The organism is Blautia sp. 210820-DFI.6.14 (assembly GCF_020558815.1).
GTDB classification, from domain to species: Bacteria; Bacillota; Clostridia; order Lachnospirales; family Lachnospiraceae; genus Blautia_A; species Blautia_A obeum.
In genome coordinates this window covers 60323-76924 of the sequence record NZ_JAJCKS010000017.1, presented here as the reverse complement: position 1 = coordinate 76924, position 16602 = coordinate 60323, and the positions used below count along the sequence as shown (strand labels likewise).

Sequence of the window (16602 nt, the reverse complement as noted above, 5' to 3'; positions counted from 1 at the left end):
CTTCGCTCGGCTTTGGTGCCTCACTTGGTTTCGGAGCTTCGCTTGGCTTTGGTGCCTCACTTGGTTTCGGAGCTTCACTTGGTGCCGGAATCACATCACTTGCACTTCCAAAACAGAAATCCATACCGGACCACGGAATCACAAATCCATGAGACCAGTATTCTCTTCCCCCAAGGCTCGGGCACATATTACTTTCATCCCAATAATTGAATGACGAAGTAAATGTCATTGTCTGTGTATATGTTTTTCCCGTTTCCGGATCTGTAAATGTCACATCTTTTGTAATAGATACTGTGTATTCAATCGGGCAGGCATATGTCCCTGTCGGAAAGACTCCTGCAATGTGGATCTGTCCCTGTCCCATAACGATTGTTCCCACATAATCCGGAGAAACTGTAATGTTTCCAAGATCTCCTTCATCAAAGACTACTGTCTGAGTTAAAGTTTTATCTCCAACCGTCAATGAAGCAGATGCCACTCTTGACAAGTCAATATGACTGACTGTACCTGAAACAGCAAGACCCGTTTCTTCTGCCGCTGTACCAGCCTCTTCTGCTGCAAGTACTTTTTCACTTTCTTCCGGTGTCTCCTCCGGGTCAATCGTATTCTCTGTTACATCTGTTTCTTCTGCATCTTTTTCAACATCTTCACTGCCAGCTTCTGATTCAGAATCCTCTGCTGTATCCTGTTCTTCAGAATCCGTTTCTTCCGAACTTTTTTCTTCGTCCGCTTTTGTTTCCTCTTCGTCAGTATTTTTTTCTTCAGAATCTGTATCTGTGCTTTCCTGTGCATTTTCGTCAGAAGCTGTGGTTTCCTGTTCCGTAGGATATTCGTCAGAAGCCATGGCAATGCTTGCGCCCTGCATGATCATTGCAGCACCAACAAGGCATACGGCAACCTTTTTCCATCCCAGCCATTTTCTATACATTTCTTTCTTCCTCCTCGTTTTCAGAGGCAGCACCCGGCTGCCCCTGACACATAAATGGATTTTATTTCTTATTTAACTTTAACCTTTGATGATCTGCTGCTCCAGGATGACCAGATTTTCCTGCCGTTTACGGCCTTGCAGCTGCGTACACGAACGTAATAATTCTTTTTGCCTGTAAGCCCCTTCAGAACAGTCTTTCCAATCTTATTATTCGTGATTGTTACAGTTTTTGTGGACTTACCTTTAAACTTTTTACTCTGGCTGTACTGTACAACATACTTCGTTGCCTGTCCGTCACGTTTCCAGCTTACATTCAATGTTCCCTTTGCACCTTTTTTAACAGAAGGTTTTTTCAATGTCTTAAGCTTGATCGTAAAGGCTGCCTTGCCTGCGTATTTTGCAAATTTGCCCTTGCCTTTAACGATCACGGTTGCGTAGCCGACCTTTTTATTATTTTTATAAGTTACTTTATAATACTTGCTGCTTACTTTCTTTCTTCCGTTATACACAGTAACCTTTGGTTTTGCATTCTTTCCATTATATACATAAGATGTTTTGGAAAGTTTCAGTCGCAACTTTTTCGTATAAGTTGTAAAGTTGCTGATTAATTTAATATTTCCATTTGTATCTGTACTTACGGAAATATTGTATCCTGCCGGAGTTCCAACTGCCTTGCCGGTATACTGAATTCGTTTTCCGGCTGCATTTCTGTCAAGACCCGAAACGGTTGCTTTCCAGTTATTTGCTTCTGTCAGAGTTACTCTCTTGCCTGTTGTCTTTCCATTTGCATAGATTTCAACAACCAGCTGAGCCGGACGGGAATCCACCACATTATCCAGATCATTCCATGCATTCTGAACAGTCACATTCATTTTCTGTACATTATGCGTGTACTCTGCTTTATATCCCTCTAAAACATTACCGGTTACTTTTACGGTATATCCGGAAACAGCATACGCGCTCACATTATAAGCAATTTCTTTTCCGGCTTTATATTTCGGAAGATTTGACCAGGTCTTTGTCCATTCTTTATTTGACTCAATAACTGCTTTGTCACCAAGTGCAGTTCCGTCTGCATAAAGCTGAACAAGTGTATCTGTCGGACGGATTCCATCCTGGTTATTTGCGTCATTCCATGATACTCTTGCGCTGACATTTACCACTGCCGGAATATGTTTATAAGTGAGTACAAGACCTTTTTCATCAAGAATATCTCCAGCTACAGAAACATCATATCCATCTGCCTCTGTACCTTTTACTTCATATTTGATTCTTGTTCCGTCTTTCTTCACATCTACAGATGCAAATTTTGCTGTCCAGTTGTTCTCTGCATTCAGAGTCACTTTGTTTCCTGTTGCTTCTCCGTTTGCATAAAGTTCTGCTTCTACTGCTTCGATACGCGCTCCATCCTGATTCTCTGCATCATCCCATGTTACAGAAACCGGAATCTCAACAGATGTCGACACGTGAGATGCTTTAAATACAAATCCACTTGCTGCATCACCGCTCGTTGTTACAGTATATTGATCTTCTTCTGTTGGAATGTCACTTACTTCTACTGTATAAGTAAGTGCTTTTCCGGCTTTTTTCTCCGGAAGATCTTCCCAGGTTTTCGTCCAGTTGCTGCCAGCATTCACAGTAATAGCATCACCAACATTTTCGCCATCTGCTTTCAGCTGGAAGCTTACAGACTTCGGACGGATTCCATCTTTATCATCTGCATCATCCCATTCCACGGATGCTGTAACGGATGTTTTTGCAATTTCATGTGAGTAAGTAACAACGAATCCGTCATCTGCACTACCTGTTACTTTTGCAGTATAGTCTTCTGGGGCATCTGCTGTTACACGATATACAATATTTGTTCCTTCTTCATCTTCTGCAAGAAGCTGTTTCCATTCATATGTCCAATTGTTGTCTGCATTCAGTTCTACAGGTTCACCTGTCAGTTGTCCATTTGCAGTCAACTGAACAGTTGTTTTTTCAGGACGACTGCCATCCTGGTTGTCACTGTCATTCCATTCTGTTGTCAGAGAGACATTTCTACTTGGAACTACCGTAACCTGTACCGGATCAGATGTGACACCATTCCATGTTGCAGCTACACCAACGTTTCCTTTTTTAATACCTGTAACTCCACCTTTGTCATCTACAGTTGCAATTGCCGTATTGTAGCTCTGCCATGTAATTTCAGGATTTTCTACATATGCAGAACCATCCCATGCTTTTGCTTCAATCGTCGCTGTATCACCCTGTACTACGCTCAGCTTATCTGCCGGAGTAAGAACCAGTCTTGCGTCAGATGTTACTTCTACATTGCAAGTTGCTGTAGGCTCAAACGGATAGCACTTAATCGTAATTGTCGTTTTTCCAGGAGAAACAGCAGTAAGGTGCAGTAATCTTCCATCTTTCTCATCTGCTTCTGCTGTAACAATGCTGGTGTCTCCATCAACCATTTCAAGTTTGGAAAGCTTCGGATTGCTCTTATTAGCCCAGTAATCGCTTCCCAGTTCTGTTCCATCTGCTTTAATATAAGTACCCATGATGGTTGCTGTATCAGCTTCACCCATCTTCATAGATACGGAAGATTTATCCAGATACAGTCCGGCTTCACCATTAACTTTAATTGCAATGGTCTGCCATACACCACAAAGCTGTTTATTTCCAGCTGCTACATAATATTTATGACTCAGATAGATATATCCACTGCTTGGAGTCCTTCCTGTAACACTTACTTTGGCTCCTTCAGTACTTACAATATCAATGTTATCTTTACCGTTTCCATAGAACTGAGCATTCAGACTTCCATGACCATTTTCATGATAACCGATCTTCCATGTATCTGTAACGTCTTCACCTTTACTGTTTGTCTTGCTTTCACCTTTCGTTCCTGCAATTTCTACCGGATCGCCGTTTACAACAACATTCTGATTTTCGGTTACGTTTACTGTGATATCTTTTACTTTTATTCCTTTGTAGCTTACTGTTACCGTTGTACTTGCTGTTGTTTCACCTTCTGCAAGATTGCAGGCAGTAATAACACCAGCAGAATCTACAGTTGCAACAGTTTCATCGTTGGATTTCCAAGTTACATCAGAGGACGGATTATATCCTTCTCCAGTAGAACCTTTGGAATATTTCCCCATATTCTGAATTGTCCATACGATTTCCTGTTTACTTCCCTGAGGCATAGTTACTTCATTCTGCGCGTCAGATAAATACAGACCATCGTATACAACATTTACAGTTGCACTGTTTGTATAAGTCTTTCCATTGTCAGCCGTCCATGATGCTCTTACTGTTGTTGTACCTTCGCTGACACCTGTGATCTTACCTCCGCTTACTGTTGCAATCTCATCATCATCGCTTGTCCATGTGATTTCAGGATTTTTTACAGTAGTGCCATTAGAGGTTGCTGTTGTTTTAATTGTGGCAGTTCCTGTTTTCTTGATGTTATATTCTGAAGCATCAAAAGCAAGGCTTCCTGATCCTTTAACAATAATCTTAACTGTATCCTTTGTGCTTGAACTTTCACATTCCGCTGTTACTGTAGCTTCTCCTGCTGATTTAGCTATTACAATACCATCGGAGTCAACCGTTGCAACGGTTGGCTTATCAATCCTCCAGAAAATTAATCCAGCAGTCGCTGCCTCACCAGTTTCACCACTACCATCAATTAATTTGTATTTAATTGCTTTTGTTTTTGCATCATCTTCTTCATCAAGAGACAGTTCAACCGTTTTAGTTTTTCCATCGCTTCCAACTGACTCGTCAATGTAAAATCCCTTAACAAACACACGAAAACTAGTTGTCAATGGAGTTCCTATTGGATTTCCTTCTTCATCAGTTTCCTGATAGGTACCAGTCATTGTAACTCCACCAACTTTATAAGCTTTCAACTGAACCCTGTCTGAATTCACCTGATAAACTTTTACAATGCTATCATCGCTACTTGTCCATTTAATCTTTGAACAGTCGATCTTCTTTTTATCTTTTACACCAACAAGATAAACATGCAGTGCTGTTCCGCCATTATCAAATGCTTTTTTAAATACAACATTTCCATCTTTCATAAAGCCAGTTGTATCAGATGAAACAGAACTTATAGTAATGCTGTCCTCTGGAGCATTTACGGGACGTACAAACTTATCTGATATGCTATCTCCTGGCGATGCTGTATATTTGCTTGATGATGGTGTGGTTTCACCTACCATCTCACCAAAGTCAATAACAAATCTATGCACAATAAGTCCTGTATCTGACCACACTTTCCAACTCACATCACAGTCTTCCAGTCCTTTTGCCTCAGCAGGGCACTTATAAGTAATTCCTGTAGTCCTACCCCACAAGCTTTCTTCATTTGTTGTAGTCTTGCTTGTCAATGAAGGAGTAGTTGCTGTTCCATGTAATGTAAAGGACTTATTCATATCTGTCGTATCTGCTGCTTTCGTAACCGTAACAGTAAATGAATTAGTAATAGTTCCTACCTTTTCCTTATAATATTTTCCAGGTGTCCATGTAGATCTGATAGTTGTTGTACCCTCACTAATACCCTGAACCCACATACCAGTTGTATACGGACCATAGGATGAGCCAGAAACAACTTTCGCAATGTTTTCATCATCGCTGGACCATGTTACTCCGTAAATAGTATTGCTCTGGTTGCCACTAACTGCTGTCCATCTAGCCTTCGTAACCTCTGTATATGTCGAAGATGTAGAGGTATATACCGACTGATAAATCATTCCTCTTTGGTCTCCAACATTGAGCGTTATAGTACTTCCATTTGCAGGATAAGTTCCTACTGCATATCTGACATATCCCTGCGAGTCATACAAATGCGTATAACTGTACTGCTGTCCTCCTGCAATATCAACCTTACCATGTCCAACTCAACGTCCTTCAGAATCTGTAGTGTCATCTTCAGGATGAATGTTTTCGTTTCCATTAGCAGTAAAAGTTTCAACAGCCTCTGTGCCATCAGAAAATGTTGCGACATTACTTCCGTCAGAGAACGCATCTACTCCGGCTTCATCTTCCTGCTCTTCTTCTACAGTTACATCTGAATCCATATCTTCGTCGCTGTCTTCAGACACTTCTACATCTGCTGATGTATCTTCATCTTCAGTAATTTCCAGGTCACTTTCTGCACTGGCATCTTCATCAGAACTTTCATCTGAAACGACCGCCTCCGGTTCGCTGGAAAAATCATCTGCATAAACAACCATACAGCCCTGAACCATAAGGGCTACAACCAGCATCCATGCCAGTGTGCGCTTCAGACCTGAGTGTAATTTTTTACTCATTCCTTTTCTCCTTCTTTCTTATTTAAATTTACAGTTCCATCTGTTTTCTGTTTACAGAACCTGATTTATTCTGCAATTGAACTCTTTTTCTTCAATTCCTTCGACAATTCAATACGATTTGTCTTAAAATGGAAGAATGGTCTTTCATCAATTGCCAATATTTCAACTGGAAACATATACGGTTCCAGACAAAACTGTACAGCCTCAGTAATGTCCTCTACGGAGTATCCGTCTTCAAGGACAACATAAAGATACGGAACAAAATATCCATCATGATCCTCATCTTCAATCAAAACAAAAAATTCATCTTTGATGCCTTTGATTTTTGCATCTGCAAGTCGATTTTCCATTGGAAGAACTGCAAGTTCTCCCCCGCCAAAACGATGTGCAGCTCCACGATTTAATACATAGAACACTCCATCTTCATCTACATATCCGATGTCTCCGGTATGCAGCCAGATTTTTCCATCTGCATGCGTCTGAAGTGTTTTGGCCGTTGCACTCCTACGATCATAGCCCAGCATATTTCCCGGTCCTGATGTACAAATCTCACCCATTTCGTTATATCCAAGTTCTTCCTGCGTTCCCGGCTTGAATACTCCCATATCATTCAATGGCATTGGTACACCAACATTTCCGTTATGAATTGCTTTGGGTGCCATCTGAAATGTCAGATTAGAGCCGCCTTCGCTACTTCCATATCCAACCGTAAAACGTGCTTTGCAGTTGTGTTTCTCAAGGAAACTCTGCACGCGGTCAAGCTGATTATTATTTACCGCCTCACATCCGGCACCTGCTGCCAGAAGATGTGACATATCATAATCATCCGGAACTCGTCCATTTCGCATGATCATTTCAATAAACATCGGAATCATCGGCCATCCATTCGGACGATAACGCATCATTTCCAAATCAACATCCTCCGGATCCACAAATGGATCCATGATCAAAAGCTTATTGGAAGATAATGGAAGCAATACCATCGAAACGACAACTGCAACCAATGCAGGCGGCAGACAGGTAACCATCCAGGTTGGACGAAAATCATCTGAACCACCATAAAAATTCATCTGACAGATAGTTCCAAGAATACTGTTTGCACAGTGAATCACTTGCTTGGATGGTCCGGTTGAACCACTTGTGTACGCACGAAACAGTGGTCTTGAAAGATCTTTTTCCACTTCTACTTTACCCACGTAATATTCACCTAAACTGAGGAACTTATCCCAATTCATAATGCAGTCACCTGCAGCTGTAACCCGCGGATAATATTCATCCAGTGATGCCTTTATGTAATCCGGAAGTGTCTTCGGATCCCCGTAATACATCGGGTCAAGAAGAATAATTTTCTTCACTCCTGCATTCTCGCAATAAGCTTTCATCTCTTTCTTAGAAAGAAAATCATGCGCGAAAATTGCTTTTGCATCCGCTTTACTGACAGCCTCTACATTCTCCAGAAGTGTGTTATCTCTGCAAAGCAGGGATGCTCCAATTTTTTCTGCTGCCAGTAAGAGATAGATAAAGTTCGGTACAAGTCGGAAAAATACCGGTATCTGATCTCCTTCACCAAATCCCATTGCCTTTAACGATTTTGCACACTTTTCTGATTCTTCAAAAACCGTTTTCCAGGTGATATCCTCTCCATAATAATGGATTGCAGCCACATCCATTCCCGGACAATGGCGTTCCAGATATTCCCACACAGTACAATCCGGCTTCTGGATCATCCGCAGCATCATTTCCGGATAATATTGCATCCAGCGCCGCTCCTCGCTCAGCTTCTTATCACAATTCACTCTCACACCCTCCTTATATTTTTCTTTCTCCTCAAAACGCAAGTCGCATTAAAGCTACTTATACATTTTTAGATTCTACTATCTAATGAGTGTACTTACTTCCTACTAAAGTATGAGGTTTTCGTTAATTATTTTCGAAATTCAAAAAGGGTCTGGCATTGTTCGCCAGACCCTTTTGGGTTAAGTCCTATCTTATTTTACTTTCAGACCTTTTTTGTTGTATCCGCTGTAGATATTTTTCTTTCCTACCGTGCGGTAAGCTCTTACTGTATAAGTATACTTCTTACCTTTAGATAACTTCTTGTCTGTGAAGGAAGTTATATTTCCTTTGGTAATTTTCTTGACAATCTGCCATCTTCCGTTGTTTGTCTTGCGGTAAACAACATATCCACTTGCTCCGTTTACTTTCTTCCAGGAAAGAGTTGCCTTCTTTGCAGAAGTTCTCTTTGCTTTACGAAGTGACGGTGCACTTAAGGCAGCTTTGCCTGTTATACCTTTCTTGTCATAAGAACTCCAAACTGTACCAGATTTGGTATTCTTGTATGCTTTTACCGTATAAGTATAGCTCTTACCTGTTTCCAGTTTCTTATGAACATAGGTTGTACTCTTGGTATTTCCAAGTGCTTTCCACTGTCCGTTGACTTTTACATATACACGGTATCCATTAGCACCGTTCACCTTACTCCAGTTCAGTTTCAGAGCATTGTATCCTGCGGAAACGACCTTTCCAAGCTTCGGTGTTGCGAGCTTGATCTGCTGAACTGGTTTCTGGGTTGGTGCAGCGGTTGCAGTTACGGTCGGTGTCGGAGTAGCGGTTGGCTGCTCTGGATCTTTCAGTCCTGCTGCATACAATGCTGATACAACACTGTCTACAGAAAGCGGCTGAAGAGCATTTGGATCGTCACATACTTTCAGTTTAGTAACAGACAGAATATGATCTCCTGTGTTTTTGATTGTAATTGTCCGTTGCTCTGCTTCACCTTTTTCTTTTACCGTATAGAACATATCCACTGTAGAAACTGTTTCATTCTTTCCAGTGTTAAGAGAATAACTTGTTGATCCATCTACACCTTTTAATCCAAGCTGAACTTTTCTCGCTGTATTTACACTGATTGTCAATGAACTACCTTTTGCAAGATAAACTTCATTCTTCGGACCCTTTTCGTAGAGTGCCTTCTGAGCTGCTTCATCCGCTGGTTTTCCATTTACTGTAATTACCGCATTAGCATTCGTCACATCTGCAGTAATATCTTTGTAAACCTGTTCTCCTACAGCATAAACGTTTCTGCCGTCCTTACCATAATCTACGATGTTGGTAAGCGTACCAAACTGCAGGTCTCTGACTTCCAGGAAACTCGGATTATCTTCCTCGTCATTTGTATAAACTGTGCTGTCTTTCAGTGTGTTATATACTCTGAAACCATCAATGTTAACCTGTCTGTCATTCATGGAGTGAGTAATTGTAACTGTATAGTCTCCATATGCCAGATTCGTTTTAGAAAATACCGGTACATTATATCCTGTCGCTACCTGTTGTATCTCTTCACCCTTCATCTGTGTATTGACAATTGCCATATTTTTAGTTACACCAGATGACCTATCCGTTATCTTAATTGTCAATGAGCCAGTAGACGCTGTCGTATTTGCATAAATATCTACGCCAGTTCCTGTAAAGTCGAATGTTGCACTATCACCACTCTTATTGCTTCCTGCCTCTGTACCATTCGATTTTCCGTTCGTGTCTTTATAAATTGGATCATAACCATAGTTATAAGAATCCTCACCTAACACAGCCTTATTCTGCTTATCCTTTCCTTTTGAGCCTTCGGAAAATCCTGCGGTTTTCAAAAATCCTTCTTCATAGTACACGGTACTTGCTGGATAAATATTAATCGTATGAGTAGCGTGTGTTTTCTTTCCCTCGCTGTCTTTACCTGTTAAAGTCAATGTTAAATTTTCTGCACTGAGCATAACTTTATTTGGTGTATATACAAGAACATGGTTCGTAGTATCCAAATCCACATCTCCATACATGGCCTTCGATACTTCTGATTCCTCCCAGCTTGTATCGCCCAATTTCAGATCTTCAGCGGTGATTTCTAACGGCCGTCCATAATCCACTACAAAGGAATGTGAATTTTGAAATTTGTAGTAGATATAAACATCTTTGCCATCATCACTTCTTCTTGCACCAACACATTCATACGTACTATAACGATATTGGGCACCGATTTCCGTCATTCTTGCCAGTTCCCACTGTACTGTCTGGGTTACGCCCTTAATATTTTTAACAGTGTTACTTACCAACTGTTTATTATCTTCATCCCATGCAAAGGAAGTATCAAATAATGTACCACTCTTTACTGCAATATTGTAGTTGTAGAATTCATTGTCACTGCTTCCATCTGTCTGATCAATATAATGTACTCTCAGAGAATCCTCTGTAACCTTTGCACGAACGTATACACGTAAAAGAATCGCGTCACCAGCTTTTGCCCAATATAAATTATCTTTTGGATCTGATGTGTCTGGATTCTGGCTATCATTATGAATCGGAACTTTTCCTTCAACAGCAGTTCCTTCCCATACTGTTTTTTCGTTATTATCTAAGGTCAAATTTGTAAGTGTAACATAATTTCCGCTTGTTGAACTTGTTTCTGTTCCTGTTTCAGAAGTAACCTTATAAATTTCATAATCACTATTTTCATTTAATAAAACAGTACCAATGCCTCGATTACTTCCTACATAATAGAATATAGTTTTACTTTTAATATCATTTGCATTTGTAGTTGCTGGATTTGTTGTTGCATCCTCGTACACAACCTGCACTGACAAAGAACATCTTGTGCTTTCCGGAGAATATCCCCAATTACTCGTTCCATCTCCAATAGTTCCCCAGTCCGCAGTATATGCTGTAACCTCATCGCATATATCCACCTTTTCCAGATAATATGCTATCAGCTGATTTGTCTCCGATATATCTGTCCAAGCTCCATCTGTCGTATAAACAGACCATTTTTGCTCATAATATCTTACCTTTGTAAACTGTTGGCCGCTTGTTGTTTCATCGTCACCATTAGCAGTTGTCTGTTCATTCACAGAACGATCCAAAATCCTACACTGCCAATAATAATCTGTATGATTATTACCAGTAGATACTGTTGTTTCTGGCATTAAATCTTTAACTTCCAAACCTTCTTCTGTATATGCATCAGAAGCCAGTAAAGAATACTCCTCATTTTCATTGACATCTTTCGTATGCGTATTCGTAATCCAATATTCAATTTCCAATGGAGTAACTTTGCTTAAATCTTCTGCTGTTACTTTGTACTCGTAAGTATAGACTGCATATACTGCATCATTGACAGTCTTTACAGTTGCAACAACTGTTGCAGAACCTTCTGTACTTCCGGCAGTAACTGTTCCATCACTGTCAACGCTTACAATATCTTTACCAACAGTTACTTCATAGCTTACAGAAGTGCCTTCCGGTGCCTCAATATCAAGTTTCTCACTCTGAGTATAATATAATACTCTGTTTTCTGTTGTTTCTTTTGCACTTACAACAATTGTATACTCTGTCTCACCTACCGTATAAGAAGTCGTTCCCGGCATCACACCCTCGAAAGTGATTGTTGTCGAAGCAGGAGTTTCTTCGGATGTTGTTGCACTATATACCATAACTGTCTCTGTATCATACCAGGAACTACTTAAAGAGCTTACAGATGATGCAGAATCATTTCTTGAATAGCCATACTCATAATAGTATTGATAATAGTATTGATTATAGTATTGGTAATATACTCTACGTGCATACACCGGATAATAATTATTCCCAGTTTTATAAAAATATGCTGTTTTTGTCCAGGAAGTATTGTTTCCTGCCAGATTTCCCATAGTAACGCTTGTAGATGTATAGGTTGTTTTTCCTTCCTGTGCATCTGCGCCTTTTACTTCAACCTTTGCAATTCCCTCATCATAATTCTCTGTGTTACAGTTCTTTTCATTGTTCACCCCAGACTGCACTCTGGTAGTTTTTTCTCCAACCTTGAGTTTAATTTCTTCTGTCCGGGCTTCTCCGCTGTTTCCTCCGTCTTCTACCTTAACTTCCTGTGTATGCTGAATTCCGGTAGCTGTCTCTGCAGTGATTGTTGCATTTCCAGGTCCGACTACCATAGCCTTTACACTATTTCCAATGACAGAATCTGTCAAAGCATTGGTACTGATAGAATTTTCTTCTGTATTCTGCTCCAACATAATGACATTTTTATTACTTGTTGTCCAACATACTTCTGTATTATCTGTCATTGATAAAACAGAAGTATCGCCACCTTTTTCCAGAGTTCCATTAAACGCAATCTCCGGCACAGCTTCATCTGCTACTGTTACGTTTTTATGAGATTCTCTTGCAGTTGTATCCGGAAGAGTCGAACCGAAGTTTGAAATAATGCCAGATACTGCATTTGCCACTCCTGCATCTGTCGCACATGAATCTCTGTCAAATGCATAATCACTCCAGATGCAGAACATTGCACCATTTGGATTTGCTACCGTACTTCCCGGAAATGATTTTACATTAAACTGTACTGCCTTATCTGCTGTGACTTTATTTCCTCCAACAATCCAATACCAGTCACCATGCGTATTGATCATTTTAAATCCCTGAGTGCTCAAGTACTCTGCTGACGCAACATCATATCCACTCCAACCAGATGACCAGTAACATACAAGGATATTTTTATCAATAGTTCCATAGCCAGTTTGCTTATTATAATAAATACCATCATTAAATGCCATTGGAGTCATACCGGCATTTTCAATCATTCCAGCAACTGTATTTAAATAAGTAATGTAACTACTATATGCACCTGTTCGTATCAGATCAGAAAAATGTGGTGTACCGTTTACATCATTTGCATATTCATCAGCTCCCATATTAAACATGGTGCATCCTTTTGATGCAAACCAGCTGATATACTTCTGCAAAAGAGCCTGCGTAAATGCAGTTGCCGTACCATTTGTTACATCAATAGTCCGTGCAGAACTGCTGTATGCACAATTCGTGCCTGTCAATGAGGTTGCTGCATTCAGGATTGCATCCATATGTCCAGGTGTATTGATCAGAGGAATAATTTCTACTCCTCTATTTCCTGCATATGATAAAATTGCCTCCATATCATGCTCTGTCAGTTCATCTACTTCAAAATTACGATATTTTTCATTTCCTTCATGAATCGCCTTTGTAACTGCATAGCTTGAATATTTCTGATCACCAACAGTTAAGGACATATCTTTTAAAAGGAATCGAAGTCCATCATTTCCCAGTGCCAGCATAACATAATGCATACCAGCATCCGATGCACTGTCGATAATACTTTCCAGACTTTCAACACTGTAATAATTACGTCCACAGTCTACCATTGCAATCGAATAATTGTATCCTGCTAAAGATCTTCCCACATCAACGGCCTGCTCATCACTTGAAAAAAGTGCTTCTGATGTATCTGAAGAAAAATCTTCGTCCTCTGTTTCTTCTGCTTCATCTATAATTTCACTGTCATCCTCTTCCACAGACACATCTGCGGAGTCCTCATTTTCATCTGCTTCCAGATCTGAAGCAGATATATTGTCTTCTGATTCCTCTGCTGCCACAGTCGTATCATCTCCAAAATCAACGTCTGCTCCATAAGCAGTCAGAGGAATCATCGTAGACACCATGCACACTGTCATGACAATTGACAGTATTCGTTTTACTTTGCTTTTCATAGTCATCCTCCTTAACTTTTATTAAAGAATCTATATAAAAACTGTACTTCAAGATATCTGCACAGTTATTCTCCATTTCTGGATATCAGCTCCCTTTGAGCAATTTGTTTCATAGCCTCCATCATTTCACATAAATACACAGGGATTCCTGAAGTTTTTCCAGTCTCCGCATAGGCCATCGCTGCACAGGAATGACATATCCTCTGATTTTTACATATTTCACAGGTACCGGATGTGTGAATTTTCGTGCTTACCTCAAGTAACTGTTTCCATGCTGTATTGAACGATTTTTCCTGCAGATCTGCTTTTGGTTCTGGCATCATTCCACAAGGTGTCATGTATCCGTCCCAGGTGACCCAGAATGTCGAAGTTCCGGCTCTGCATCGTACTTTTCCATTCTCCAGATTCACACACTTTTCATCAAGTCCCGGAGGCGTTATCATTTTCCTCTGAATATTCTTCAGAAACTCTCTATATTCCATTTCACCTTTTTGGTAACAATAGCGTTGCATGTGATACCATGCAGCCTCCTCCGGACGAAATCTGTCATTTTGCCCAGTCATTCCGGCGTCACGTCTGACAGGCGGATACATATAAGTCGATACAGTCAATGGAATCTTTTTCTCCTTTGCAAAGGCTACCATTTCCTGCAGGTCAGCCGCATTATACGGTGTCAGTGAACAGTTAAGCTTTATATTTAAACCAGCTTCAGCCATTTTTATAATTGCTTTTTTTACTTCACTGTATACGTTTCTGGTATGACACAATGTTTCGTATGTATCATTGCTGGCTCCGTATAAGGTCAGATTCACTCTGTATGGTGGGTGCTCTTTCCATCGCTGTATCGCATTATCATCGATCAGAGAACCATTCGTATTAATTCCTATTAAAAGTCCCATCTCATATAAGGCATCATACAATTCCCAGAAATCTGGCCACAAAAGGGGCTCTCCTCCAGTCAGAAGCAAATACAGCATTCCAGCATCACGTGCTTTTTGTCCTAAATGAATCCATTGCTCCAGAGTCATCATTTTTCGTCCCGATGCAGCTATCTCTTTTGCCGTTTTTCGTACATAACACATTCTGCAGGAAAAATTACATATCGGTGACAATTCAAAGGTTCCATGAAGCGGAATTTTGTTTTTCTCTGCTTTTTGATACAATTTTTCTGTTAAAGGTGCTACGATATATCTTTCAGGAAAACTCATTTTATAACTTCCTTCAGTAATTCTTTTTTAACAGTCTCAACACTCTCCTGGTCTGCTTTATTTACCAGTCTGTAGACTGGAACTTCACTTGCAAGATCTGTGATCAGATTTATGATTCTCTCTATGAATTCTTTATTCCATGTGTATACTGTACAGTTCGCATATATCCTTTTTACAGTTTCCGAAATACCTAGTTGCTGCAGTTCTGTCCTGTCACCCTGTTCCAGTAAAATAATAGCTTTAATCGGAATACATTCATTGATATAGCACTCAGAAGAACCTGCATACGGTGACCCACAGCCAAACCACTCTTTATTATTTTGATAAAGGATCGGACGGTCTCCGTTAATCTGCCGTGCATTTTCCAAATGCATCCAGAGCTCTGCCTGGGTTGTTTTTCCAACTCCCGACTTTCCTGAAAAAAGGATTCCACCATATACAGTATCAATAAGTGCAGCATGCAGAATCATTCTTTTATTCCACAGCATTACCTGTTCCCAACTCGAATGGAAAAAACTATTATTCGTATCGTCAAAATGCTGTTCATTTCCTTTTAAATAGAAAATTTTGACTGTGTTCTCAAATGGGACCAATTTTGAATATCCATACACACAATCATCTTCCTGATGATCTTTAAAAACGCGGATAATGTCTCCATTTTCTTTTTGAATAACATCATATTCTTTTCCTGCATAAAGCAGTTTCCCTTGCAAGTTTCCAAGTTTTTCGCAGCTGATATACTCAAAAGAATAGTCTGTGTTTTGGGGTTCTTCCAAAAAAGGCAGAAAGTTTCTGGTTACATTTATCTCATTTTCTGCTTTAACAGAACCAATCATGCCTGCAAATGAAAGATAAATATAAATAGTACTCATCAGGATACAAAAATGGATGGAAGCGTGCCTGACCCATCTGAATAACAATATGATGATGTTGGGAAATCACATAATCCTTCTGTAGCAAAGCCTCCTGTAAAATCTCCCCCATCAGCCTCAAATCTGTCATTTTCAATTCTGCAGCTAGTTGGATCACCCGAACCTAATTTCCAATCGCAAAGTGCAATATTCTGACTCAGTTCAAACCTCTCCATATATACCTGTGGTTTTTCATAAACCTTCTTCATAATTATTCCTTACTCCTTTCCACGCGGCTTTATTTAATATTTTCAACCTGGCGCACGCCGCATACTTTGTCATTTTTTAATTCATCAAGGAACTGCTGGATATACAGAATCTCATCGTGTCTGTTCTCTCCAATCGACTGTTCTTTTTCCAGATCCGACAGGTTCTTGAGCAAAATATCTTTGACATTCTGTACTGCCTGACCATAACCGATAAAGCCTTTGTAAAGGCGTCGGCAGGCTTCATTTTCGGACATATAAAAAGCTTCTGCATACAGCTTATGGAGCATGAATGTCTTTCTGTTTCCATTCTTCCACAATGCAATATAGCGGGTTCCTTTTCTTGTCTTGGATGATACAACCACATGCGTAGTCACTTTACGTCCATCGATTCCTTTTCCTTCTACCCGACGTACGACTGCGTTTTCATTGATTTCATACAGCCCCTCATAATCTTTGATGTCTCTCCACATAGTTTTTC

General features: G+C 40.1%; 9 protein-coding genes. All 9 read right to left on the bottom strand.

Annotation, left to right across the window (positions count from 1 at the left end; all coding sequences use genetic code 11):
• Positions 1–928, bottom strand: a 928-nt coding sequence (locus LI112_RS12355; protein WP_227190826.1) for a DNA polymerase V family protein, incomplete at its 3' end; no start/stop codon positions are given.
• A 68-nt stretch (positions 929–996) separates the two neighbouring features.
• Positions 997–5673 (bottom strand): Cna B-type domain-containing protein, encoded by a 4677-nt coding sequence (locus tag LI112_RS12350; RefSeq protein ID WP_227190825.1) that lies wholly within the window; start codon positions 5671–5673, stop codon positions 997–999.
• Between the two features lie 147 nt (positions 5674–5820).
• Complete coding sequence (locus LI112_RS12345; protein WP_227190824.1) at positions 5821–6234, bottom strand: hypothetical protein; 414 nt, start codon at positions 6232–6234, stop codon at positions 5821–5823.
• A 65-nt stretch (positions 6235–6299) separates the two neighbouring features.
• On the bottom strand, positions 6300–8030 hold the full coding sequence (locus tag LI112_RS12340) for a class I adenylate-forming enzyme family protein (protein WP_275204443.1): 1731 nt from the start codon (positions 8028–8030) through the stop codon (positions 6300–6302).
• A 192-nt stretch (positions 8031–8222) separates the two neighbouring features.
• Positions 8223–13796, bottom strand: a complete 5574-nt coding sequence (locus LI112_RS12335; protein WP_227190823.1) for a family 20 glycosylhydrolase — start codon at positions 13794–13796, stop codon at positions 8223–8225.
• 65 nt (positions 13797–13861) lie between these two features.
• Complete coding sequence (locus LI112_RS12330; protein WP_227190822.1) at positions 13862–15004, bottom strand: radical SAM protein; 1143 nt, start codon at positions 15002–15004, stop codon at positions 13862–13864.
• A complete protein-coding gene (locus LI112_RS12325) occupies positions 15001–15840 on the bottom strand; it encodes a hypothetical protein (RefSeq protein WP_227190821.1) in 840 nt (279 codons plus the stop codon). Before LI112_RS12325 ends, LI112_RS12330 begins: the two co-directional genes overlap by 4 nt.
• Before the next feature lie 35 nt (positions 15841–15875).
• Positions 15876–16124, bottom strand: coding sequence for a hypothetical protein (locus LI112_RS12320; protein ID WP_144368567.1), 249 nt, complete (start codon positions 16122–16124; stop codon positions 15876–15878).
• A gap of 29 nt (positions 16125–16153) precedes the next feature.
• Positions 16154–16594, bottom strand: coding sequence for an NUMOD4 domain-containing protein (locus LI112_RS12315; RefSeq protein WP_144368566.1), 441 nt, complete (start codon positions 16592–16594; stop codon positions 16154–16156).
• Positions 16595–16602: the final 8 nt, after the last annotated feature.

Bases quoted from the DNA above. Each gene is read 5' to 3' on its own strand.
- LI112_RS12350 (WP_227190825.1), bottom strand. From the start codon at position 5,673: ATGATTTATCAGTCGGTATATACCTCTACATCTTCGACATATACAGAG.
- LI112_RS12345 (WP_227190824.1), bottom strand. From the start codon at position 6,234: ATGAGTAAAAAATTACACTCAGGTCTGAAGCGCACACTGGCATGGATG.
- LI112_RS12335 (WP_227190823.1), bottom strand. From the start codon at position 13,796: ATGAAAAGCAAAGTAAAACGAATACTGTCAATTGTCATGACAGTGTGC.
- LI112_RS12330 (WP_227190822.1), bottom strand. From the start codon at position 15,004: ATGAGTTTTCCTGAAAGATATATCGTAGCACCTTTAACAGAAAAATTG.
- LI112_RS12325 (WP_227190821.1), bottom strand. From the start codon at position 15,840: ATGATTGGTTCTGTTAAAGCAGAAAATGAGATAAATGTAACCAGAAAC.
- LI112_RS12320 (WP_144368567.1), bottom strand. From the start codon at position 16,124: ATGAAGAAGGTTTATGAAAAACCACAGGTATATATGGAGAGGTTTGAA.
- LI112_RS12315 (WP_144368566.1), bottom strand. From the start codon at position 16,594: ATGTGGAGAGACATCAAAGATTATGAGGGGCTGTATGAAATCAATGAA.